This window comes from Halomonas sp. HAL1, assembly GCF_030544485.1.
GTDB lineage: Bacteria > Pseudomonadota > Gammaproteobacteria > Pseudomonadales > Halomonadaceae > Vreelandella > Vreelandella arctica.
This window is the reverse complement of record NZ_CP130610.1, coordinates 235,287-255,431: the sequence shown is the minus strand read 5'-3', so window position 1 is coordinate 255,431 and position 20,145 is coordinate 235,287. Positions and strand designations below refer to the sequence as shown.

Annotated in this window: 19 protein-coding genes and 1 tRNA gene; 5 read left to right on the top strand and 15 right to left on the bottom strand. The window is 56.3% G+C overall.

Features of this window, described 5'->3' with window-relative positions; genetic code table 11:
• Window positions 1-11: 11 nt before the first annotated feature.
• The 9 genes from phnE (Q3Y66_RS01205) to Q3Y66_RS01165 form a co-directional block, all read right to left on the bottom strand.
• Window positions 12-827, bottom strand: a complete 816-nt coding sequence (gene phnE / locus Q3Y66_RS01205) for a phosphonate ABC transporter, permease protein PhnE (RefSeq protein WP_008957083.1) — start codon at window positions 825-827, stop codon at window positions 12-14.
• Between the two features lie 44 nt (window positions 828-871).
• Complete coding sequence (gene phnE, locus Q3Y66_RS01200) at window positions 872-1,717, bottom strand: phosphonate ABC transporter, permease protein PhnE (protein ID WP_008957082.1); 846 nt, start codon at window positions 1,715-1,717, stop codon at window positions 872-874.
• Complete coding sequence (phnC, locus tag Q3Y66_RS01195; RefSeq protein ID WP_008957081.1) at window positions 1,714-2,559, bottom strand: phosphonate ABC transporter ATP-binding protein; 846 nt, start codon at window positions 2,557-2,559, stop codon at window positions 1,714-1,716. The genes phnE (Q3Y66_RS01200) and phnC overlap by 4 nt, the downstream gene beginning before the upstream one ends.
• Before the next feature lie 78 nt (window positions 2,560-2,637).
• Window positions 2,638-3,615, bottom strand: coding sequence for a phosphate/phosphite/phosphonate ABC transporter substrate-binding protein (phnD, locus tag Q3Y66_RS01190; RefSeq protein WP_008957080.1), 978 nt, complete (start codon window positions 3,613-3,615; stop codon window positions 2,638-2,640).
• A 119-nt stretch (window positions 3,616-3,734) separates the two neighbouring features.
• Window positions 3,735-5,483, bottom strand: coding sequence for a bifunctional diguanylate cyclase/phosphodiesterase (locus tag Q3Y66_RS01185; RefSeq protein ID WP_008957079.1), 1,749 nt, complete (start codon window positions 5,481-5,483; stop codon window positions 3,735-3,737).
• A gap of 178 nt (window positions 5,484-5,661) precedes the next feature.
• Entirely contained in the window at window positions 5,662-7,581 is a 1,920-nt protein-coding gene (locus tag Q3Y66_RS01180; protein WP_008957078.1) for an alkaline phosphatase D family protein, read from the bottom strand.
• A gap of 15 nt (window positions 7,582-7,596) precedes the next feature.
• Window positions 7,597-8,964: a sensor histidine kinase gene (locus Q3Y66_RS01175; protein WP_008957077.1), complete on the bottom strand. Its 1,368-nt coding sequence runs from the start codon at window positions 8,962-8,964 to the stop codon at window positions 7,597-7,599.
• A complete protein-coding gene (locus Q3Y66_RS01170; protein WP_008957076.1) occupies window positions 8,961-9,635 on the bottom strand; it encodes a response regulator transcription factor in 675 nt (224 codons plus the stop codon). The genes Q3Y66_RS01175 and Q3Y66_RS01170 overlap by 4 nt, the downstream gene beginning before the upstream one ends.
• A 74-nt stretch (window positions 9,636-9,709) precedes the next feature.
• Window positions 9,710-10,078, bottom strand: coding sequence for a PepSY domain-containing protein (locus tag Q3Y66_RS01165; RefSeq protein WP_008957075.1), 369 nt, complete (start codon window positions 10,076-10,078; stop codon window positions 9,710-9,712).
• A gap of 146 nt (window positions 10,079-10,224) precedes the next feature.
• Here Q3Y66_RS01165 and Q3Y66_RS01160 point away from each other — a divergent pair, with 146 nt between their 5' ends.
• Window positions 10,225-10,701 carry a hypothetical protein gene (locus Q3Y66_RS01160; RefSeq protein WP_008957074.1) on the top strand — a complete coding sequence of 159 codons (477 nt, stop codon included), beginning with the start codon at window positions 10,225-10,227 and terminating at the stop codon, window positions 10,699-10,701.
• 64 nt (window positions 10,702-10,765) lie between these two features.
• Here Q3Y66_RS01160 and Q3Y66_RS01155 read toward each other — a convergent pair whose 3' ends face one another.
• On the bottom strand, window positions 10,766-12,136 hold the full coding sequence (locus tag Q3Y66_RS01155) for a Glu/Leu/Phe/Val dehydrogenase (RefSeq protein ID WP_008957073.1): 1,371 nt from the start codon (window positions 12,134-12,136) through the stop codon (window positions 10,766-10,768).
• Between the two features lie 178 nt (window positions 12,137-12,314).
• On the opposite strand from Q3Y66_RS01155, the gene Q3Y66_RS01150 reads away from it, so the two are divergent.
• Window positions 12,315-13,298, top strand: coding sequence for a DUF1853 family protein (locus Q3Y66_RS01150; RefSeq protein ID WP_050805287.1), 984 nt, complete (start codon window positions 12,315-12,317; stop codon window positions 13,296-13,298).
• Between the two features lie 11 nt (window positions 13,299-13,309).
• On the opposite strand, the gene proB is transcribed toward Q3Y66_RS01150, so the two are convergent.
• The 4 genes from proB to rplU all read right to left on the bottom strand — a co-directional run bounded on the left by proB (window position 13,310) and on the right by rplU (window position 16,446).
• Complete coding sequence (proB, locus tag Q3Y66_RS01145; RefSeq protein WP_008957071.1) at window positions 13,310-14,449, bottom strand: glutamate 5-kinase; 1,140 nt, start codon at window positions 14,447-14,449, stop codon at window positions 13,310-13,312.
• 28 nt (window positions 14,450-14,477) lie between these two features.
• A complete protein-coding gene (gene cgtA, locus Q3Y66_RS01140) occupies window positions 14,478-15,665 on the bottom strand; it encodes an Obg family GTPase CgtA (protein ID WP_008957070.1) in 1,188 nt (395 codons plus the stop codon).
• A gap of 182 nt (window positions 15,666-15,847) precedes the next feature.
• Window positions 15,848-16,105: a 50S ribosomal protein L27 gene (gene rpmA / locus Q3Y66_RS01135; protein WP_008957069.1), complete on the bottom strand. Its 258-nt coding sequence runs from the start codon at window positions 16,103-16,105 to the stop codon at window positions 15,848-15,850.
• Between the two features lie 29 nt (window positions 16,106-16,134).
• Window positions 16,135-16,446, bottom strand: coding sequence for a 50S ribosomal protein L21 (gene rplU, locus Q3Y66_RS01130; RefSeq protein ID WP_008957068.1), 312 nt, complete (start codon window positions 16,444-16,446; stop codon window positions 16,135-16,137).
• Window positions 16,447-16,773: 327 nt separating this feature from the next.
• Here rplU and ispB point away from each other — a divergent pair, with 327 nt between their 5' ends.
• The 3 genes from ispB (at window position 16,774) to Q3Y66_RS01115 (ending at window position 19,322) form a co-directional block, all read left to right on the top strand.
• Complete coding sequence (gene ispB, locus Q3Y66_RS01125; RefSeq protein WP_008957067.1) at window positions 16,774-17,778, top strand: octaprenyl diphosphate synthase; 1,005 nt, start codon at window positions 16,774-16,776, stop codon at window positions 17,776-17,778.
• Between the two features lie 90 nt (window positions 17,779-17,868).
• Window positions 17,869-17,945: transfer RNA gene (locus tag Q3Y66_RS01120), tRNA-Pro, on the top strand.
• A gap of 186 nt (window positions 17,946-18,131) precedes the next feature.
• Complete coding sequence (locus Q3Y66_RS01115; RefSeq protein WP_274377704.1) at window positions 18,132-19,322, top strand: MFS transporter; 1,191 nt, start codon at window positions 18,132-18,134, stop codon at window positions 19,320-19,322.
• A gap of 25 nt (window positions 19,323-19,347) precedes the next feature.
• On the opposite strand, the gene Q3Y66_RS01110 is transcribed toward Q3Y66_RS01115, so the two are convergent.
• The gene (locus Q3Y66_RS01110) at window positions 19,348-20,130 is read right to left on the bottom strand and encodes a sulfite exporter TauE/SafE family protein (protein WP_008957065.1); all 783 of its coding nucleotides are present in this window, start codon (window positions 20,128-20,130) and stop codon (window positions 19,348-19,350) included.
• Window positions 20,131-20,145: the final 15 nt, after the last annotated feature.

Genomic DNA, 20,145 nt, shown 5'->3' with positions numbered 1-20,145 from the left:
GCCACTGTCGATTAAATAATCGCGTGACGCACACGCGCGGAAACCCACTCGGACACCAGCACGGTAGCGAAAATCATAATGAAAATAACGCTGACCTGATCCCAGGCAAGGCTGTTGATCGAGGCATTTAGCTGCAAACCAATACCGCCCGCCCCAACCAAACCCAAGACCGTCGATTCGCGGATATTAATATCCCAGCGGTAAACGCTAATCCCCGCGAAGGCAGGCATGATTTGCGGCAACACGCCATAGTTCATCACCTGCAGGCGGCTTGCGCCGGTCGCGCTAATCGCCTCTACCGGCGTAGGGTGGATCTCTTCAATCGCTTCATAAAGCAGCTTGCCGACAAAGCCGATCGAGCGAAGCGCGATGGCGATAATGCCCGCCAACACGCCAGGGCCAAGAATCGTCACTAACAGCATCGCCCAGATCAGTGAGTTGATTGAGCGGGATGACACAATCACCATCAGCGCCGCACTGCGCACCAGTGGGTGCGGCGTCGTATTACGCGCGGCCAAAAACGCCACTGGAAATGCCATCATGACGCCAATCACAGTGCCAAGAGTGGCGATGTTAATCGTGTCCCACATGGGCTTCCAGAGCACATTGGCGTAGCCCCACTCCGGCGGCGTCATGCGGCTAATCAGGTCAGTCCCCTGACGGCCAGCGTCTTCGACAAACACCCACATGGTATTGTCGGAAATCATCTTCCAGCAGAGTAGAAACAGGCTGACACCCGCCAGCCACGCCAGATACTGCAGCCATTGGGCTCGGGTGGTGCGCCGCCGCCAAACCGGCAGACCCTGGGAGTTAGTAGATACGGGCATCGCGGTTCTCCAAAAATGACAGGCCATGGGTGGCTAAGAAGCGTTTACTGGGTCCAGCGGCGGACATGGCTTGAGCTGTACTCGCACAGCAGCACAATAGCGATGATAATCAATAGAATGGCGGCAGACGTATCGTACTCATAGCGGCTCAGCGAAGTATTCAGCGTCGCGCCGATACCGCCCGCCCCGACAATGCCGATCACCGCCGACTCGCGGAAATTGATATCCAGTCGATAAACCGAAAGCCCGATCAAACGCGGCATAACCTGCGGCTGAACCGCATGGTTCATGGTTTGCCACCAGCTTGCGCCGGTTGCCCGCACGGCTTCCACCTGACGCCAATCCAGGTCTTCAATATCTTCCGCCAACAGCTTGGCCATAAAGCCAATCGTCGCAAAGGCCAGCGTGATCATTCCCGCCAGCGGCCCAAAGCCGAACATGACCACAAACAGAATCGCGATGATGATCTCTTGAAAGGTGCGCGAAACGGCAATAATCGCGCGACACACAAAGTAGATCGGTAGCGGTGAAATATTGCGCGCGGCCCCTAAGCCCACGGGAATCGCCAGCAAAACGCCCAAAACCGTCGAGGTGAGCGTCATGGTCAAACTTTCCATCAGGCCCGCCACAATATCGCTCTGACGGCTAACAAAATCGGGCTGCATAAAGGCGCCCAAGAAGTTAACCGCCCGCCCCGCGCCTTCCGCTACCCGCGCCCAGTTGACTTCTACCGAGGCGAGCGCCAACACCAAATAGATCATCGCGCCAATCACCAGCCCCCAACGCAAGCGCGGGTTCTCAACCATTGGCAGGCGCCGCCACTGCCCCCGCTGGGCCGCCTGTTGGCGCGCCTGCTCTTGTGTTAGCTGCGTCTCTGCCCGTTCGTTCATTGAGCACTCCCTGCTGCCATCGGCGGCAGGCCGCGCTGATAAGAAGCCGCTTCTGAAGTATCGTCAGACGTGTCGCCGTCCATCGGTTCAGGAGTTGTATCCCAATCCTCTTCGCCATAAATGGTCGTGAGCATCTCACTGGTGAGCTCACTAGGCAGGCCGTCAAAGACAATTTTACCAGCCCGCAGGCCGACAATTCGGTCAGCAAACTGCTGAGCCAACGCGACATCGTGAATATTGATGATCGCCGCCAAATCACGCTCAGCACACAGCTCGCGAATCAGGCGCATGATTTGGCGCGAGGTTTTCGGGTCGAGGCTGGCGGTAGGTTCGTCAACTAGCAGGAGCTTGGGGCTCTGCAGCAGCGCCCGGGCGATACCGACACGCTGACGCTGGCCGCCGGAAAGCGCATCGGCGCGCTTATCGATAGCGTGAGTAAGCCCGACCCGTTCAAGTAGTCGAAAGGCTTCGACCACCGCCTCCTGGGGATAGCGACGCAAAAAACTGCGCCAAAAACCAACATAGCCGAGCTGGCCGGAGAGCACGTTCTCCATCACGGTGAGCCGGTCTACCAGGGCATACTCCTGGAAAATCATTCCCATTGAGCGTCGTGCTTGGCGAAGCTTATGACCTGAGAGCTTGGTCAGCTCGGTGTCTTCCAGGCGAATGCTGCCCTGAGTAGGTTCAACTAACCGGTTTACACAGCGAATCAGGGTGCTTTTGCCCGCGCCTGACGGCCCAATCAGCGCCATCACCTGGCCGTTGGGTAGCGTGAGCTCAATGTCCGTTAGCGCCCGATCCCCGGTGGGGTAGCGCTTGCCTACGCCGCTAAGTGTTAACATTTTTCCCACCTCGTATATATAGCGAAACGGCCAGAAAGGTTAGCCTTCCTGGCCGAGCAGTACCGTCTACCCAATCGATCAGTCGCAGTCGTAAGTCACACCGTTAGCATCAGCAATGGTGCGAATAACCGACCAGTTTTCCTGATAGGTAATCGGAATAAACTGCGCTTCACCGGAGTTGGCGAATTCGGATTCAAGGGCAGTGCCTTCCCAGTCGTAGCTGAAGAACGCATCCTGAATTTTCTCGGCAAGTTCCGGGTTCAGGTTATTCGCCAGCCCGTAAGCGGTGGTGGGGAAGGTATCGGAGGTGTAGATCACTTCGTAATCGCCCTCTGTCACAACATCACGTGCCAGCATGCGGCGTGCCACTGAGTTGGCGATGGCAGCGGCGTCGTAGTCTTCGTTCACCACACCTAAGATAGAGTTGTCGTGGGAGCCAGAAAAGGCAGTTTCAAAATCTTCGCCCGCTTCCATACCGTACTCGGAGCGCAGCAGTGCAGAGGGCGCGCGGAAACCGGAGTTAGAGGTCTCAGACGTAAAGGCCAGTTGGCGACCCTCTAGATCCTCAACGGACTCAATGCCGCTGCCAGGATAGGTGATGATCTCCATTTCATAGCCAAAGCTGCCATCGTCTGCCGCCATCATGGCAAACGGACGGAAACCACCGCAGTTGACCGCGACCGGTACACCACCGGTGTTAAAACCGGCGACGTGCAAGCGGCCAGCGCGCAGCGCTTCCTGCTGGGCGGCGTTGGACTGCACGGGGAAGAACTGAACTTCTTTGCCGGTTGCTTCGCTTAGGTGCTCCAGGAAGTCAGACCATACGTCGGCGTAAACCGCTGGGTCTTCCACTGGCGTGTAGGCAAACACGAGCGTATCGGGATCGGCCCACTGTGACTCATCGCTAGGCGCATCAGCGATCATATCGCCATCGTTATCGACATAACGCGATGAAAGATCCGCTGAGGCATTCACCGCGACCAACGCGAAAGCGCTGGCAACGGCGGCGCTGATCAATGTGCGGGGAAGCGCATGGGCAAGTGAGGAGATCTGCATGGGGCACCTAAAGTGTTGTTAAAAGATAGCCACAATCCTGACCACTTCAGATGACAACGGCGGGGCATTTATATGACCGCTTGGTGACGATTTTGCTAACGTAACATGACATTGACGCTTTACTGGCTAACGCAGCTACCGCGACGCTCAACAAACAGGCTGTTACCAGGAATTTTTTTGGCTTGATGCTTCAGTTCAGACAGCTCAGCGGCAATATCCAGCGCTCTGCAAGTAGCTGTATCGGTAACAGGTTTTACTGCAATCGACACGCTGACAAAGGGGAAAAACGTCACGCTATTTTGTCGGTTTTCAATCTGAATCCCGCCTTTCAGCCGGTCCGCTTCTTCATAGAAACCGGGGGCCATCACTTCAAATGAGCGCAGGATTTGGCCGCAAACACTTTCCCAATGGCTGGGCGGTAGCAACATCATAAAATCATCACCGCCAATATGGCCGATAAAACCACCCGCGCTTTCCACCTGGGCCTGCAGCAGCCGCGATAGCGAAATAATCACCTGGTCGCCCCGGGCATAGCCGTAAGCATCGTTAAACGCCTTAAAATTATCCAAATCGACATAAGCGGCCGCAAAGCCCTGCTCGGCGGCTAAATAAGCGACCAGCGTTTCGTTAATCAGGATATTGCCCGGCAAGCCGGTCAGCGGATTGGCATGGCGTGCTTGGCGCACCTGAATCGCGGTGATTTCACGCAAAAGGTCAACGATATTACCCATGCCCACGTAATCACCTTCATCATTGGTGATCACAAAGTCTTCCTGCTCAATATCATGGCTATCGGTCAGTTGCTGGCTCAACACCTCAAGCGGGGTATCTGCTTCAGCCACCAGCATGCGTACATCGGCCACGTCCAATACGCAGCGCTTGGCATACAGCGCATGGCTATAAGGGTTGGTGAACAGGGTTAAAAAAGCATTGCGACGCACCACTGCCACGGGCTTACCGTCCTCCAATACGGCCACACAGCGCAAGCTGGGTTGGCGGCGAAACCGCTCGGAGATGATTGGCACTGCACAGTCAGTGGTGATGGCCTCAATCGTGCGCAAAATAGAGCGCGCAGTGCGGCCAGCAGGGCTTTTTAACTGAGTTGTCGCGGGCAGCAGCATGTTGAGCTGTAAAGGCGGCTGCGGGCTTGGCCGCGCAAAATAGAAGCCTTGCAGTAGCGCAAGACCACGGTCGAGTTCCCACAAGCAGAGATGCTCCGCCGCAGTCTCCACGCCTTCGGCTATTAGCTGGCAATCCAAGCTGCGCGCCACATCAAGAATCGAGCGAAGAAATTCGCGCTTCGCAGGCTCCTGATCAATCCCTGAGATAAAGTGCCGATCAAGCTTGACGAAATCAGGCCGCAGCTCTGACCAGTGGCGCAGGCTTGAGTGCCCTGCCCCCAAGTCATCCAGCGCCACCTGAAAGCCCATGTCACGGTAATGATCCACCGCTTGGCGCATTAACTCATAGTCATGAATCGGCACATGTTCGGTGAGCTCAATCACTACTCGCTCTGGAGGCAGGCCGCTCTCGCGAATGAAGCCCAACGTTAAGCCTTCGCGAAAATCACGCTCAACGATGGTTAACGGCATGACGTTAAGAAAGAGCAGGCCGGGCAGTTCAAGTTCGGCAAAGCGTTGAATCGCCAAGCGTCGGCAGAGTAAATCTAACTCCACTAGCTGCCCTGCCTGGGTGGCCACATCAAACAGCCGTAACGGCGAGTGCAGCGGTGACGTTTTGGGGCCACGAATCAGTGCTTCGTAGCCATAAATCGCCTGCTGGTTGGCATCCACAATGGGCTGAAAGAGCACCTGCAGCTCTTCGGTCGCAATAATTTGGTTAAGCCACTGCGCTTCTTGTGCGGTCATTTGCCTACTGTCCTATTCATCAGCCCCCGTTTACCTTCACAAGGCAGCCGGGCACTGATGTGCAGCCTTCCTTAGCGGTGATTGGTAGGCTGTAAGCATGCGTCTTTTTCGTGACGCTCTCATGACAAATGGCGACTCAGGCAGTGAACACCCAACCACTTTTAACGACAGATGTTATTTATTTAAGAGGCTTTTCAGGCGGCGGAAAGACCACATCGCAGCCATCAGCATCCAGCTGGCGAATATCAATCGGGTGCCCTTTTTCGTCCAGCGTTACCAAGCCAATGCCGCTGGCGTTCCAGAGCCGCTCGCCCGCGCTGGCGCGGTCCGGGTCTCGGGGGTGAACACTCAGTTTGCGACGCTTGGTAAACCAGTTGAGTGGCGACAACGGCGCATATAACCAGCGGTTCAAGCGATCAAAGGTATTGAGCAGAGTGGTCGGAAAAGTGTTTTTAATCCCACTCGACGTGATTTGCCAGAGATGGGGGGAGCGCCGCTGATGACGGACCACGATGTCGTAGACAAACGAGTAGTGCACATCGCCCGACAAGATCACGTAGTTGCCGGGGGTTTTGGAGTGTTGCCATATTTGCAGCAGCGTATTGGCCGCCCCGCGATGGGCCATCCAGTTCTCAGCATCGACCACCAACGGCTTACCCACCGCGGTAAAGATTCTTTGAATACTCTCAATCAATTTGACGCCAAACATGGGCGCGGGCGAAATGATCACCGCGCTTTTGGCCCCCATTAGCGCTTGTTGCATCTCCATCAGCGCTTCCCAATCCATCAAGCCAGAAGGGTGATTAAGATTGCGCTCGCTGCGCCAACGGCGGGTTCGGGTATCCAGCACGATTAAGGTAGGTGTACCCGGCACCTGAAACTCCCAGCCCTGAAAACGCAGTAGCCGCTCAATGAAACCATCTTGCTCGGCGCATACCAGCGGCTGGCTGCCATCACCCAGCAGCGTCGAGGCGTGATGGGTTAGTGGATTGAGCTTATCAGGGTCATTCCCCCAGGCCTGACAGAGCAAATAAGCCACCAGGGCGTTACCGATAATGCGCTTCGAGAACGGATGGCCGTAAGCGGCGAGCTCCCAGTCAGCGGAAAGGTTCCAGTCATCGGTCACATCGTGGTCATCGAAGATCATCAGGCTGGGTAAGTGCGCCATTAACCGCGCGCACTGCGGCAGACCAGCCACGAAGCTGTCTATCACCGCTTGCTCCTGACGATATAGCTCGGCATTTTTTTGATCTAAAGCAGGCGCGTCGAACGTCATCACTCGCCAGGGCTCGGGGGACCATACCAGGCAGTACATGGCGAGCATTTCAGCCAGTGTCATTAAATGGTTCTGCGCATTCGCCGACGTAAAGACCGGCTTCTTGACGCCGCTAAAAAAGCGCTTGCGTAGCGCCACATTCTTGGTCACATCCGGCAGCAACTCAGCGCGCTGATAGTAACTATCGGGCGAGTCGTAGAGGGCTTGGCTATCGTCCACCGTGGCGCCTTCCAGCCACTCATCCACCAGCCCCAGCCGCTCTATGAGCGCATGCACGGCGCGCAGCATCGGGCCGGCAACATCGTCAGCATAAATTTGATCACCGGTCATCAGCAGCCAAGCGGGCCACTCGGCTGGGGCGCCTTGCTGCTCGGCGAGCCAGTTATCGGCGCGCACCAAACCATCGTCACTGTCGTGATGGGGTTTGCGGCAGGAACCATGCATAAGCCGGTGATGCCGCGAGGCAATCACAAAGGCGGGATAAGCGGCGCCGTCATAACATAGCCATGGCGCCCACTCGGGCAATGAGCGCCAATTACCCGTTGCCGTTTCAACTTGCAGGTCATACTCGATGCGCTCATCGCAGGACAGCGGTGACTCCAGCTCAATATCAATTAGATAGATAAAGGCGCGCTGGCCGATAGGAATGCACTGCTGGTGATGCGCCAAACCAATCGACGCGGCATTACTCTGCCCAGGCCGCAGTATTAGCGTCATATTTAATCGCCGAGTGGCGACCATCCAAAGTACCAGCCGAGTCGTGCTGATGCGTCTTAATAAGGGGCCGGCTAATATATCGGGCAGCGTATCAGTGCCATTCATCCAATGAAGTCTCCGTTATCCATGCGCCACCACAGGCAGCTCGACGACTACCTCTAACCCGCCGGTGCTGGCGCGAGTAAGATGCATTTGGCCGCTATACAGGGCGACAAGATCGGTCACAATGGCCAGCCCCAGGCCACTGCCAGAGCGGTGCTCATCTAACCGTTGACCACGCTGAACCGCCTGCTGGCACTCTGCCTCCGACATGCCAGGGCCGTTATCGCTAACGGTTAAAATCAACTTCTGACCGTCAATTTTCACGTTAAGCTGCACCTCGCTATGCGCCCAGCGCAGCGCATTATCCATCAAGTTACCCACCAGCTCTTGGATATCTTGCTCATCCATGTGCACTCTGATTTTCTGGCCCCAGGTTTGGCGCAGCACAATGCCGCGCCGCTGGGCAAGCCTGGAGAGTCCATTAAGTAGCGGTGTTAGCGTAGGGTGTAGATCAATAGGTGCAAAGCGCACGCCTTCACCCGCCGCGGAGGCTCGGGCCAAGTGATGACGTACCGCGCTATCCAAGCGTTCCAACTCTACCGCCCAGGCGGCACGGTTCGCTTCTGGAAGCTGGCGAAGCTGCAGGCGCATCACACTCAGTGGTGTTTTCAACGCATGGGCAAGATTGCCCGCGGTATGGCGTCCGCGCTCGATTAAGCGCTGATCGCGTGCCAACACCGCGTTCATTGAGGCCGCCAGTGTCGCTAACTCTTCCGGCAAGCGGGTATCTAACTGTTCGCTGCGGCCCTGTTCCACATCATGAAGATTGGCGTGCATGCGGCGCAGCGGCGCTAACCCCCAGCGAACTTGCAGTGCTAACACGCCGAGTAGCAACACGCCCAAGCCGATTAACCCGCCCCACAACAGATATTGGAATTCACGGATATCGTTGGTGAGCACATCGTCTCGGGCGGCCACGCTAATATGTAGCGGTTCCTCTAACGGGGCCAGGTAGATATCGCGCTCCACCACGCGCAGCGATTGCCCCCGCGGGCCGATTAATGAGCGCGCACTGAGGTTTTCATTCTCCACCACTGGCAGGCGTTGATCCCATAGTGAGCGAGAGGCCAGGGTATGTTGCCCGCCATCGGTGATTTGCCAGTACCAGCCGGAGTAGACATTCTCAAAACGCGGGTCGCCCAGCGCCCGGTCGTGGACAAGCTGCTGCGCTAAACGGTCATAAGTCACGCCCGCCATGATGACATTAAGCGTCGCACCAAGACGATCATCAAAGGCCTGAGTGGCCGAGGTATGGTAATGGTGAGAAAGTAGCGTGCCAGCGATAGGCAGGGCCAGCCCCACCATCACTAATACGGCCAGCAATAGCCGCAGGCTGATGGAACGCCGCGCCCAACGACCCCGCCAAGCCGTTTTGGCTTGACTCATTCGCTGCCAGGCTCTTCTGCTAACAGCCGATAACCCTGGCCCCGCTGAGTGGCAATTCGCCAACTGCCCAACTTACGGCGCAGGCGGCTGACCTGAACGTCAATCACGTTAGAGTCAGGTTCATGGTCGCGGTCGTAAACATGCTCTGAAAGCTCGGTACGACTCACCACTCGCGGTGCCGCGTGCATTAAATAGCCCAGCAGGCGCGTCTCCTGTGCGGTTAAGCCGACCGGGCGCCCTATCAACGTCACGTGCTGAGTGTGGGTGTCTAAACTCAGTTCGCCCACTTTTAATACTGGGTGAGCGTGACCGTGGCTGCGGCGTACAAGCGCACGCAAGCGAAACAGCACTTCCGCTGGCTCGAACGGCTTCGTGACGTAGTCATCTGCCCCAGCGGTAAATCCCGCGGCTTTATCCGCCCACCGCTCACGAGCGGTTAGAATCAGCACAGGCAGATCAATACCGTCTTCGCGCCACGCCGCCAGCCAGCGAGTCCCATCCCCATCGGGTAGCCCTACATCTAAAATCAGTGTGTCGTAAGCTTCAGTACGTACTAGAAAATCGGCATCCTGGCCGTTAGCCGCATGCTCTACCAGCCAGTCACCATCACGCAACGCTTGGCCCAACTCACGCGCTAGCGCTTGATCGTCCTCTACCAGCAAACACTTCATTGGCTAACTACCCTTTTCGATAACGGCTTGGGAATACAAATAACGCTATGGCAATGAGACGTGTCGTAACGGCACTAGCGACGCATATCATTAATACGCACGCCCTCGATAGACATCAGCTGGCCATTGTGGCCATCGAATTCAAATTCGACGACTTGGCCCTGCGGGCCGAGCAATTTGATTTCGTACTCCACGTAGCCCCCTTCACGTTCCATTTCAACCTCCAGCACGTCGCCTATGTAGTGAGCTTCCAGCCAATCTAAGATGGTTTCGAGGGGAACAATCTCTCCGCGGCCTACTTCGCCATGCAACGATTCCCATGGCTGGTCACCCACCGCACTACCCGCCAGCAATAGCACCAGGGCCAAGCCAGTGACATTGCGCCGAGCGCTTCGCGGTATGCTGCGTAGCGGCTTTATAAAGTGACGTAGGAGTTTACTCATAGTGCCAGCATGCCAAAGACAACATGAACGCTAGATGAACAGTTTTGTCAGCTTAAGGAAAGTATAGTGGTGGTATAAATTCCCTGTCGCATTCGCTGAGTGTCAGTCACTCATTCACGTTTAAATACGTAAAGAAGGAATTTGCTATGAATACCATGAAAAAAATGCTGCTGATCCCGACCTCTGCTCTGCTACTTGCCGCAGCGGCAGGCAGTGCCCAGGCTGATTCGCTGCCGATGGATCGCATTGATGACGTATTGACCCATTCCAATGATTACGGGTTCAGCCACTACGAAGAAATTAGCGTTAAAGGTCGCGGCCGCGTAGAAGTAGAAGGCTGGCTGGACGATGAGTGGTACGCCGATGTGGATTTCTCCCTTGATAACGGTGATACGCTAGAAGAGAAACGCGAGCGCCTAATTACCGGTGCCTGGGGCATGAGCGAAGACGATATCCGCCAGGCCTTAGACGTTGCCCGCCAGGAAGGTATGGTTGAGTTTGAAGACCTTGATATTGATAAGAGCGGCATCATCGATATCGAAGGCCGCGGTGAAAATGGCCGTGAGCTGGAAATCAGTGTGCGTCAGGGCTCTTCTGAAGTTACCCAAATTGACCGCGATTAATAGTCTTAGCTAATCGCCTTGCGGGCTCCCTACGGGGAGCCCGCTGCGCTTTAAGCATTTTTAATCAGCGACAGTCCTGACAGTTTCCCCGGGCCATAATAGCAGCCGCAATGCGTTCGATGCCCTGTCGATAGGCAGCTTGTCGGTAGGTGATATCCTCCGTACCTGCGCGCGTTAACACCTTGCCAGCCTCTTCACTCAGCAGTGCGTCCAAGCGTTCATTCACCTGGGCTTCACTCCACTTTTCTCCCGCCCGGTTTTGCAGCCACTCAAAATAACTGACGATCACGCCGCCTGTATTGGCGAGCACATCCGGTAGCACCGGCACATTACGCTTGGCAAGGGAGTGGTCGGCATCGCTGGTCAGCGGGCCATTGGCGATCTCTAAGATAGCGCCTGCTTTCACCTCGTTCACATTGTCGCAGTGAATTTGGTTTTCAAGCGCCGCCAGCGCTAATACATTCACGTCCAACGCCAGCAGCTCATCCCCCGTCATCGCTTTCCCTGCTTGGCTGTCGGTCACCTTACCGCTATTCGACTTAGCCTGTTTAACAGCCTCAATATCGAGTCCATCCGCGTGGTAGCAAGCACCACTGGTATCGGATACCGCGACGATACGATAGCCACGTTCACTGGCTAAACGAGCAAAGTGGTAAGCCGCGTTACCAAACCCCTGCACCGCCACAGTGGTCTCTTCCGGTTGTCGCTTTTCACGCTCGGCCCACAAATCGAGCACTTTTAGCGCGCCTCGCCCCGTGGCGGCCACTCGCCCTGGCGAACCGCCTAACGGTAATGGTTTTCCAGTAATGGCCGCGGGCACTTTAGCCCGCACGATTTGCTCATACTCATCAATCATCCACCCCATGACCGTGGCATCGGTATTCACATCGGGGGCAGGAATATCCCGGTCAGGGCCCATAATGTCGGCAATGGCACGAATATAACCACGCGCTAGCCGCTCACGCTCTAGTGAAGAGAGCGCCTTGGCATCCACCTGGATGCCCCCTTTCCCGCCGCCATAAGGTAAGCCAACCACCGCGCATTTAACCGCCATCCAGAAACTTAGCGTAGTGACTTCATGCTGGTTAACATCGGGATGAAAACGCACACCGCCTTTGGCGGGCCCTAAACTGGTGTCATAGTGGACTCGCCAGGCGGGAAAAGCTTTTAAGCTGCCGTCGTCCATCCGCACGGGAATACTCACCTGCAGTGAAAGACTGGGCTGCATAAGGCGCGCCTGGGCATCCGCGTGAATATCGAGCGCCTTGAACACATCTTCCAAGCGTGAACGGGCATCCTCAAACAGCGCCGCGCCTATTTCTGGTGTTAGTGTTCGGGGAGTCGTTTTTTCAGCCTGCTTTTGGGGCACTTGGCTATTCGTCGTTTTGGCCGTTTGATTTTTCGACTTAGCCTTTTTCGTCTTAGCATTACCCATGCAATACGCTCCTTTCCTTGGCCAGGGTAGGACTTCAAGAGATTAACGTTATAACGTGTTTACAGCGTAGCAGCTGGCGGCCAAACCATAGCGCCGAGCTAATCAATGAGTTGAGGAGAAATTCGTGCTGAATGAAGGCGGTGATGGCGCGGTGAATGAGAAGAAACCTGGCACAGCGGTGCGGTTGGATTCAGGACCCTTTTATTCAGGGCTAAGTGACCCCGTACTACGCGATATAGCTTGGCTAATCGCCACACCGGACATTGTGGAGCTGCCGCCGCCCATTCCCTGCGCAGGGCGCCCCACTATGGAAGAGCTGGGGCTTGAGCGCGCACTGCTTCCCTGGCTACGCCAGCTTGGCCGACCGCCGTTGAGCGCATTGAACGGCAGCCGGGCGATGCGCATGGGGCATTATCACGAACGGCTGTGGCACACGCTGTTAGACCACGCACCGAATACGCGGCTGCTGGCCCGCAACGTGCGTATCAGCCGAAAGCGCAATACGCTCGGCGAGCTGGATATGCTCTACCGAACGCGTGCTAACCCGGCACCGGTGCATTTGGAAGTGGCGATCAAGTTCTACCTGGGGCTGCCCGAGGGGCCAGGCGCGGCCACCAGCCAAAGCCGCTGGATTGGCCCCGGCGGGTTAGACAGCCTAGCGCTTAAATGTGGCCATTTGCGTCGCCATCAATTACCGCTTTCCACAACGGTACCCGCGTTGGAAACACTCACTCATTGGCTGACGCCAAGAGACATTGGGGTTTCTAGTAAGGAGTTAGGCGAGCAGCTAACCCAGCGACTGGCAATGCCGGGCGTGCTGTATTATCCCTGGCACGCGGCAATGCCAGCGCCCGAAGGCGCGACAGCCGATCACCGCCGTGGGACGTGGTGTTACTTACGCGATTGGCCTGCGCTGGCGGCGAGTGTAACCGAAAGGCCTGAAATGGCATGGCTGGAAAAACCCCACTGGCTAGCGCCGCCCCTTCACAGCGCCTTTCGCCCGATGGCAGAACAGTTGCCCGCCATTTTCGAAAAGGTGCATGCTTGGCGCTCACCCCAGCAAGTCATGCTGTATTACCCGCAGCAGCAACGCTATGAGCGGCTATTTTTGGTACCCGACAACTGGCCGCGCCAGGTACCTCTCCCGCCCGTAGTACGCTAGCGACGATACGTTTATATCACCACAAGGTTATCGCGGTGAATCAGCTCGTGGGCTTCCACGTAGCCAAGGATCGCTTCAATCTGGTGGCTGGGCTGGCCTGCCAATTGGCGCGCCTCATCGACGCCGTAGTTAACCAGACCCTTGGCCACGGAGGCGCCCTGCTCATCCACACACACCACCATATCACCGCGCTTAAAGCTGCCCTGCACACTGCGCACGCCGACCGCTAATAGGCTAGAGCCTTTATCACGCAGCACTTTCACCGCACCGGCATCCAGCACCAGCGTGCCGCGCACCTGCAATTGCCCCGCCAACCAACGCTTGCGTGCCGCCATGGGCACTTGATCCGGGCGCAACAGCGTGCCTAACGACTCGCCCGCCATAATCCGATTGATCACATCAGGCTGACGACCGCTAGCAATCACCGTGACCGCCCCAGAGCGCGCCGCTAACTGTGCCGCGCGCACTTTGGTAGTCATACCACCCCGCCCCAGCGCCCCCCCGCTGCCTGCCATAGCGGCTAGGCGTGGGTCGTCCGCACGCTCTTCGGCAATCATCTGGGCGTTGGGGTTGTGGCGCGGATCGGCGTCAAACAGGCCTTCCTGGTCGGTCAATAGCAGCAGCGCGTCCGCTTCCAGCAGATTGGCGACCAGCGCCCCTAGCGTATCGTTATCGCCGAAGCGGATCTCGTCGGTTACGACGGTGTCGTTTTCATTGATTACCGGCACCACGCGCATCTCTACTAACGTGCGTAGCGCAGAGAGCGCATTCAGGTAGCGCTTGCGGTTAGAAAGATCGTCGTGGGTAAGCAGGATTTGCGCGGTGAGCATGCTGTGGCGGGCAAAGTGTTGTTCATAACACTGGGTCAGACCATTCTGGCCTACGGCAGCGGCCGCCTGAAGCTCATGCACAGCGCTGGGGCGCACTTGCCAGCCCAGCCGCACCATGCCCGCCGCCACCGCGCCAGAAGAGACCAGCACTACCTCTATCCCCTGCTGATGCAGGGCGGCAATTTGATCAACCCAGCCGCCAATAGCGGCTTCGTCCAGGCCACGGCCATCGTTAGTGAGTAGCGCACTGCCAATCTTCACCACGACCCGCCGCGCAAGGCTCAGCGCACTGCGCCCTAGGATTTGCTCGTTACTTTCCATGCCACCCCACCTTCACCAGGCACTGACACTAAGGCGCGTACTCAACTTCAACATCGTAATCATCGTCGTCGAAGTCTTCATCATCTTCATCGTCACGCTTACGGCGACGCCCCAAACGATCTTCGGTACGCGCAACCGACTCTTCTTCCATGCGGCGGCGCATTTCCTGCTCGCGGGCCAGCGCTTCTTCATCTTCATTCTCAAGACGACGCTGCTCGGTCAACCAGCGGTAGGCTGCCTGAACCAGCTTATCGGTGCCGTCGCTGCTGATCGCCGAAATGCGGAACACCGGGCCTTCCCAGTTGAGCGCCTGGATAATCTTCTGAGCGCGCTCTTCACGCTCCTCTTCCGGCAGCAGGTCAAACTTGTTCAGCACCAGCCAGCGTGGGCGCTCGGAAAGCGCCGGCGAGAACTGACCCAGCTCGTGAACAATGGCCTTGGCAGCCTCGACCGGATCAGACTCGTCAAACGGCGCGACATCGACCACGTGAAACAGCAGCCGCGTGCGCGTCAGGTGCTTCAAGAAGCGTAGCCCTAGCCCTGCCCCCTCCGAGGCGCCTTCAATCAAGCCGGGTACATCGGCCATCACGAAGTGCTCGTGCATGCCCAGTTTCACCACGCCCAAGTTGGGCACCAAGGTAGTGAACGGGTAGTTGGCGACTTTAGGCTTGGCAGCCGACACTGAGCGAATCAGCGTTGATTTGCCCGCGTTGGGCATACCCAGCAAGCCAACATCGGCCATCACTTTCATTTCTAAGCGCAGGTTGCGGCGATCGCCATCGGTGCCAGTGGTGGTACGGCGGGGCGCGCGGTTGGTCGAGGACTTAAAGTGGATGTTACCCAATCCACGCCGACCACCTTCGCCCACCAATACCACTTGACCGATTTCAGTCACATCAGCAATGACTTCCAAAGTATCTTCATCGATCACCGTGGTACCCACCGGCACTTTGACGTGCAGGTCTTCACCAGCCTTGCCGCTCATTTGACGGCCCATGCCGCCCTGACCGTTTTGCGCTTTATAGAAGCGCTGGAATTTAAAATCGATCAGGGTGTTAAGCGCATCGTCACCAATTAGGTAAACGCTGCCGCCATGACCACCATCCCCCCCATCGGGGCCGCCCCTGGGCACATATTTTTCGCGGCGAAAGCTCAGACAGCCATTGCCGCCTTTGCCCGCCTCAACAATAATCGAGGCTTCATCGACGAACTGCATTGGATTCTCCCGGCCGCTTCCGCCGCCCTAATATGCACTACTTTTTTTCCAACCCTTTGTTCCCATCAGTATGCTGATAAAGAACCGTGGTAAAGCGTATTGGAAAAGAGATTTAACCGACAAAAAAGCCCCGCCATAGCGGGGCCTTTTTTTCTCGCAAGCGCGAGCATAGCACTAGCCGTTTAGGCAGAAACGATGCTAACGAACTTACGGTTTTTCGGGCCTTTGGTCTCAAACTTCACAAAACCGTCGCTCAGCGCGAACAGTGTGTGGTCACGACCTAGGCCGACGCCTGTGCCCGCGTGGAAACGCGTGCCGCGCTGACGCACGATGATGTTACCCGCAGTTGCCGCTTGGCCACCGAAGAGTTTTACACCTAACCGTTTGGACTCGGAATCGCGACCGTTACGCGTGGAGCCGGCTGCCTTTTTATGTGCCATTGCAAAATCCTCCTAAGGGAATTGACCGCTTACGCAGAAATTCCGGTAATTTTGACTTCAGTGAACCACTGGCGGTGGCCCTGACGCTTCATGCTGTGCTTACGACGACGGAACTTGATGATGGTCACTTTATCGCCACGGCCGTGGGAAACCACTTCGGCAGAGACTTTAGCACCACTAAGCATCGGCGCACCGATGTTGAAGTCATCGCCGTCTGCAACCATCAGCACTTCGTCAAACTCGATCGTTTCGCCGGTGGCGACTTCGATTTTCTCGAGTTTGAGCGTTTGACCTTCTTGAACGCGGTACTGTTTGCCACCGCTTTTAATAATTGCGTACATGTCGCTCTCCGGACTTGTCGTTAATGCCGCTTTCGGCAGCGCTCATCGCCTTACGCTCTTATCGACCTGCTGCGAGTGGCGCCCCTTTTGGAGCCATCTGACAGGGAGCATGATGAGTGGGTCGCGGATTATAACGACTATCTATGCTTACCACAAGACCACAGGCCGTTGTCAATTGCCAAGCCCGTTAACAACTAAAGTGTAACCGTCGCTCGTATCTTGACGCCCAACAGGCAGCCCCATAGCATGACCCCAACACATGACCACATCTACACCACAACTACGGGCGGCACTTACCGCCTCCATCTGCCGCGATGAACGGATTCCATGACCGCCAACGTCTCCTCAGCCCAGCCCGTCAGCCCAACGCCTTCACCGCTGCACGCCGTGGTGGCCGATGACTTCGCCGCCGTCAACCGCACAATTGTCGAGCAGCTCAATTCCAAGGTACCGCTGGTTGAAACCATCGGCCAGTACATTACCGAAAGCGGTGGCAAGCGGTTGCGCCCTTTATTGGCGCTACTGGCCGCCCGCTCGCTCGACTACACCGGCGACAAGCATATACCGCTGGCCACGCTGATCGAGTTTATGCACACCTCCACGCTGCTGCACGATGACGTGGTGGACGAATCACATATGCGCCGCGGCAAGAAAACCGCCAACGATGCCTGGGGCAATGCACCATCGGTATTGGTTGGTGACTTTCTCTATGCCCGCTCGTTTCAAATGATGGTTGATGTCGGCTCGATGCGCATCATGGCAATTCTTTCCGGCGCCACCTGCATCATCGCCGAAGGCGAAGTGCTGCAGTTGACCAATATCGGCAACCCCAGCATCTCAGAAGAGGATTACTTCGAGACCATTTTGGGTAAAACCGCCATGCTGTTTGAAGCGGCTTCCCACAGCGGTGCGGTGCTGGCAGAAGCAACGCCGGAGCAAGAGCAAGCACTCCAGTATTATGGCCGCTACCTGGGTCTCGCCTTCCAACTGATTGACGACCTGCTGGACTACCAGGGCGACGCCGATGCCATGGGCAAAAACGTTGGCGACGATCTAGCCGAAGGCAAGCCGACGTTGCCGCTGATCCACGCCATGGAGCAAGGCACGCCGGAACAGGCCAAGCTGATTCGCCAGGTGATTCGCGATGGCGGGCTTGAGCAACTCGACGCCGTGCTAGAAATTATTCACGCCACCGGCGCACTCGACTACACCCGCCAGCGTGCCGAAGAGATGGCCGATAAAGCCTTGCAGCAGTTAGAAGCCTTGCCACCCAGCGCCTACCGCGACAGCATGGCCCAGTTGGCTCGCTTAGCGGTTGATCGCCAAGCATAAAAATTGCTAGATCACACCGCCGAAGACTTGAAAAAATACGTCTGGCTAAGTATGATCCACCTCCGTTGTTGAGCACAGCTCGACAACCTTCGGAATATAGCTCAGCTTGGTAGAGCGCTGCCTTCGGGAGGCAGAGGTCGTAGGTTCGAATCCTGCTATTCCGACCAAGAACACTATTAAAAACGGCCACTTAGCTAACACAGCAAGTGGCCGTTTTTTGTTGCGCCTCTTGCTAGGTGACATATAGGTAGTACTCGCTACTACTGCCTATTAAACACGCTACTCAATAACAAAATAGCCTGCTAACAACTATGCTACGATTGGCGTTTGTGCTTTAAATACTCTCCCTTCTTTTGATATGGAAAAAGACCATTAGCCAGTTAACGCATATTAAGGCCGTACTCCTTTTTACCAGCACCATGACCGTGATGTCGGGGGCGATTATTGCGCCTGCGCTGCCGGGTATTAGCCGCCACTTCCCTGATCAGCCCCAAGTGATCATTCAACTGATCCTGACCATTCCAGCGCTGATGATTACCCTGTTCAGCCCGCTGATGGGCTATCTGGCTGACCGGTTTGGGCGTAAGAAATTGCTGCTCATGATGCTGGGCATCTACGGTTTTGCGGGGGTCGCGGGTTTCTTCATTGATCGTGTAGATCTGCTGTTGAGCTCCCGGGCGCTCATGGGAATCGCGGTGGCCGGTATTCTCAGCATTAGCACTACGTTGGTAGGGGATTACTTTGACAGCGCCGAACGCGCCCGTTTTTTGGGGCTGCAAAGCAGCTGCATGGCGCTGGGCGGGGTAATCTTTATTAACCTGGGCGGGCTACTTTCCGACTGGAGTTGGCGCGGCCCTTTTTTACTCTATATGACCGGCGTGCTGCTATTGCCCTACGCCTGGGCGATTCTTCAGGAACCCAAATCCAGCGATGGCAACAGCAGTGACACCAGCGATGAGCCCATCAAGGTAGATATTGGCCGGACCGGCCTTGCCTATCTGATCGCCATGATCAGTATGGCGATGTTTTATATGTTCCCAGCGCAACTGCCCTTTCTGCTCTCACAACAGGGGCAAATCAGCGGTGTAGCGATAGGCATCGCACTCTCTATGTCAGCGCTAACGGCTAGCATCGTTGCCTTTGGCTACGGCTACTACAAACCGTTTCTGTCGGTGATGACGATCTATGTCTTAGGGTTCTTGCTGGCGGCGACCGGCTTTTTAATCGTCGGCTTCACCCAAAGCTACGCCATGGCCATTGTCGGTGCGGCCATTTCCGGTTTTGGCCTTGGCGCCTTTATGCCGAATACCACCACGTGGCTGATGCGAATCACCCCGCAGCGGGTGCGCGGCCGGGTGTTTGGCGGTTTTACCTCGACCTTCTTTTTCGGCCAGTTTGTCTCCCCGGTGGTGGTCGCCCCGGCGGTCACCTGGCTGGAGTCGCTGCGCAATGTGTTTACCGGCATGGCAGTGGTGTGCGGACTGCTGGCCGTCGTCCTGATCATCCTGGGCAAGACGACGCTTAAGGCAGACAGCCAACTTTAACAGGCGGCGAGTACGCCGCCTGGAGTCATGCGGGCGGGTGAATCAACCCAACGACACTGACCAGAATCAGCACTGCGCCCAGCACGCGAAAAAATAGCCCGGTGTCCGCTTTCAGCATATAGCGGTGGGCTTTCTCGCCCGCCAAGTGACCAATGAATGCACAGGGCAGCAGCCACAGCTGGTGGATAAGTTGGAGGTCTACGCCTGCGATCAGGAACGAGACCATCTTAATGACCACCAGAATAAACCACAGCACAAACATGGTATCCCGCAACTGCTCCTTGGCCACATGTGCAGCGAATACCGCCACAATGAGCGGCGCGCCAATCAGCGAAGTACCGCTGACATACCCCCCGAGTGCCAGCAGCACGTAGTCGACATATTTGTTTTTACTCTTGAACGGTCTGTTGAGGACGTAGCCAATGGCATAAATGAACACAATGCCGAAAATAATGCTGGTCATGACTTGAGCGGGCAGCGTTAACAGCCCCACCACCCCAATCAGCTTGGGGATGATCATGATTTTCAGGGCTTTGAATAGGTACCTCCAATCGATATTGCTCTCTGGGGAATCGGATCCCACGCCCTCTTTCTGCAGTTGGCGATGTCCGTTCCAGGCAATCCAACTAGAGAAAATCAGTAGATGAATAGCAATAATCGGTAAGAACACCAGAGGTTCGTTTGTCACTAGCAGTAGGAACGGCAGCGCCAGTACAGCGCCTCCAAACCCTAGGCTGGTGCGCACAAAACCGCTCCAGGCAAATATCAGTCCGATCAGCGCATACTGGTACCAGAGTAAATCTGTCATAGCTCGCGTTAGGGT

What these genes read in the sequence shown, in the direction of transcription:
- Q3Y66_RS01185 (WP_008957079.1), bottom strand. Translation starts at nt 5,483, where the DNA reads ATGACCGCACAAGAAGCGCAGTGGCTTAACCAAATTATTGCGACCGAA.
- phnE (WP_008957082.1), bottom strand. Translation starts at nt 1,717, where the DNA reads ATGAACGAACGGGCAGAGACGCAGCTAACACAAGAGCAGGCGCGCCAA.
- Q3Y66_RS01110 (WP_008957065.1), bottom strand. Translation starts at nt 20,130, where the DNA reads ATGACAGATTTACTCTGGTACCAGTATGCGCTGATCGGACTGATATTT.
- Q3Y66_RS01165 (WP_008957075.1), bottom strand. Translation starts at nt 10,078, where the DNA reads ATGAGTAAACTCCTACGTCACTTTATAAAGCCGCTACGCAGCATACCG.
- cgtA (WP_008957070.1), bottom strand. Translation starts at nt 15,665, where the DNA reads ATGCAGTTCGTCGATGAAGCCTCGATTATTGTTGAGGCGGGCAAAGGC.
- phnC (WP_008957081.1), bottom strand. Translation starts at nt 2,559, where the DNA reads ATGTTAACACTTAGCGGCGTAGGCAAGCGCTACCCCACCGGGGATCGG.
- rplU (WP_008957068.1), bottom strand. Translation starts at nt 16,446, where the DNA reads ATGTACGCAATTATTAAAAGCGGTGGCAAACAGTACCGCGTTCAAGAA.
- ispB (WP_008957067.1), top strand. Translation starts at nt 16,774, where the DNA reads ATGACCGCCAACGTCTCCTCAGCCCAGCCCGTCAGCCCAACGCCTTCA.
- proB (WP_008957071.1), bottom strand. Translation starts at nt 14,449, where the DNA reads ATGGAAAGTAACGAGCAAATCCTAGGGCGCAGTGCGCTGAGCCTTGCG.
- Q3Y66_RS01155 (WP_008957073.1), bottom strand. Translation starts at nt 12,136, where the DNA reads ATGGGTAATGCTAAGACGAAAAAGGCTAAGTCGAAAAATCAAACGGCC.
- phnE (WP_008957083.1), bottom strand. Translation starts at nt 827, where the DNA reads ATGCCCGTATCTACTAACTCCCAGGGTCTGCCGGTTTGGCGGCGGCGC.
- Q3Y66_RS01180 (WP_008957078.1), bottom strand. Translation starts at nt 7,581, where the DNA reads ATGAATGGCACTGATACGCTGCCCGATATATTAGCCGGCCCCTTATTA.
- Q3Y66_RS01170 (WP_008957076.1), bottom strand. Translation starts at nt 9,635, where the DNA reads ATGAAGTGTTTGCTGGTAGAGGACGATCAAGCGCTAGCGCGTGAGTTG.
- Q3Y66_RS01160 (WP_008957074.1), top strand. Translation starts at nt 10,225, where the DNA reads ATGAATACCATGAAAAAAATGCTGCTGATCCCGACCTCTGCTCTGCTA.
- rpmA (WP_008957069.1), bottom strand. Translation starts at nt 16,105, where the DNA reads ATGGCACATAAAAAGGCAGCCGGCTCCACGCGTAACGGTCGCGATTCC.
- phnD (WP_008957080.1), bottom strand. Translation starts at nt 3,615, where the DNA reads ATGCAGATCTCCTCACTTGCCCATGCGCTTCCCCGCACATTGATCAGC.
- Q3Y66_RS01175 (WP_008957077.1), bottom strand. Translation starts at nt 8,964, where the DNA reads ATGAGTCAAGCCAAAACGGCTTGGCGGGGTCGTTGGGCGCGGCGTTCC.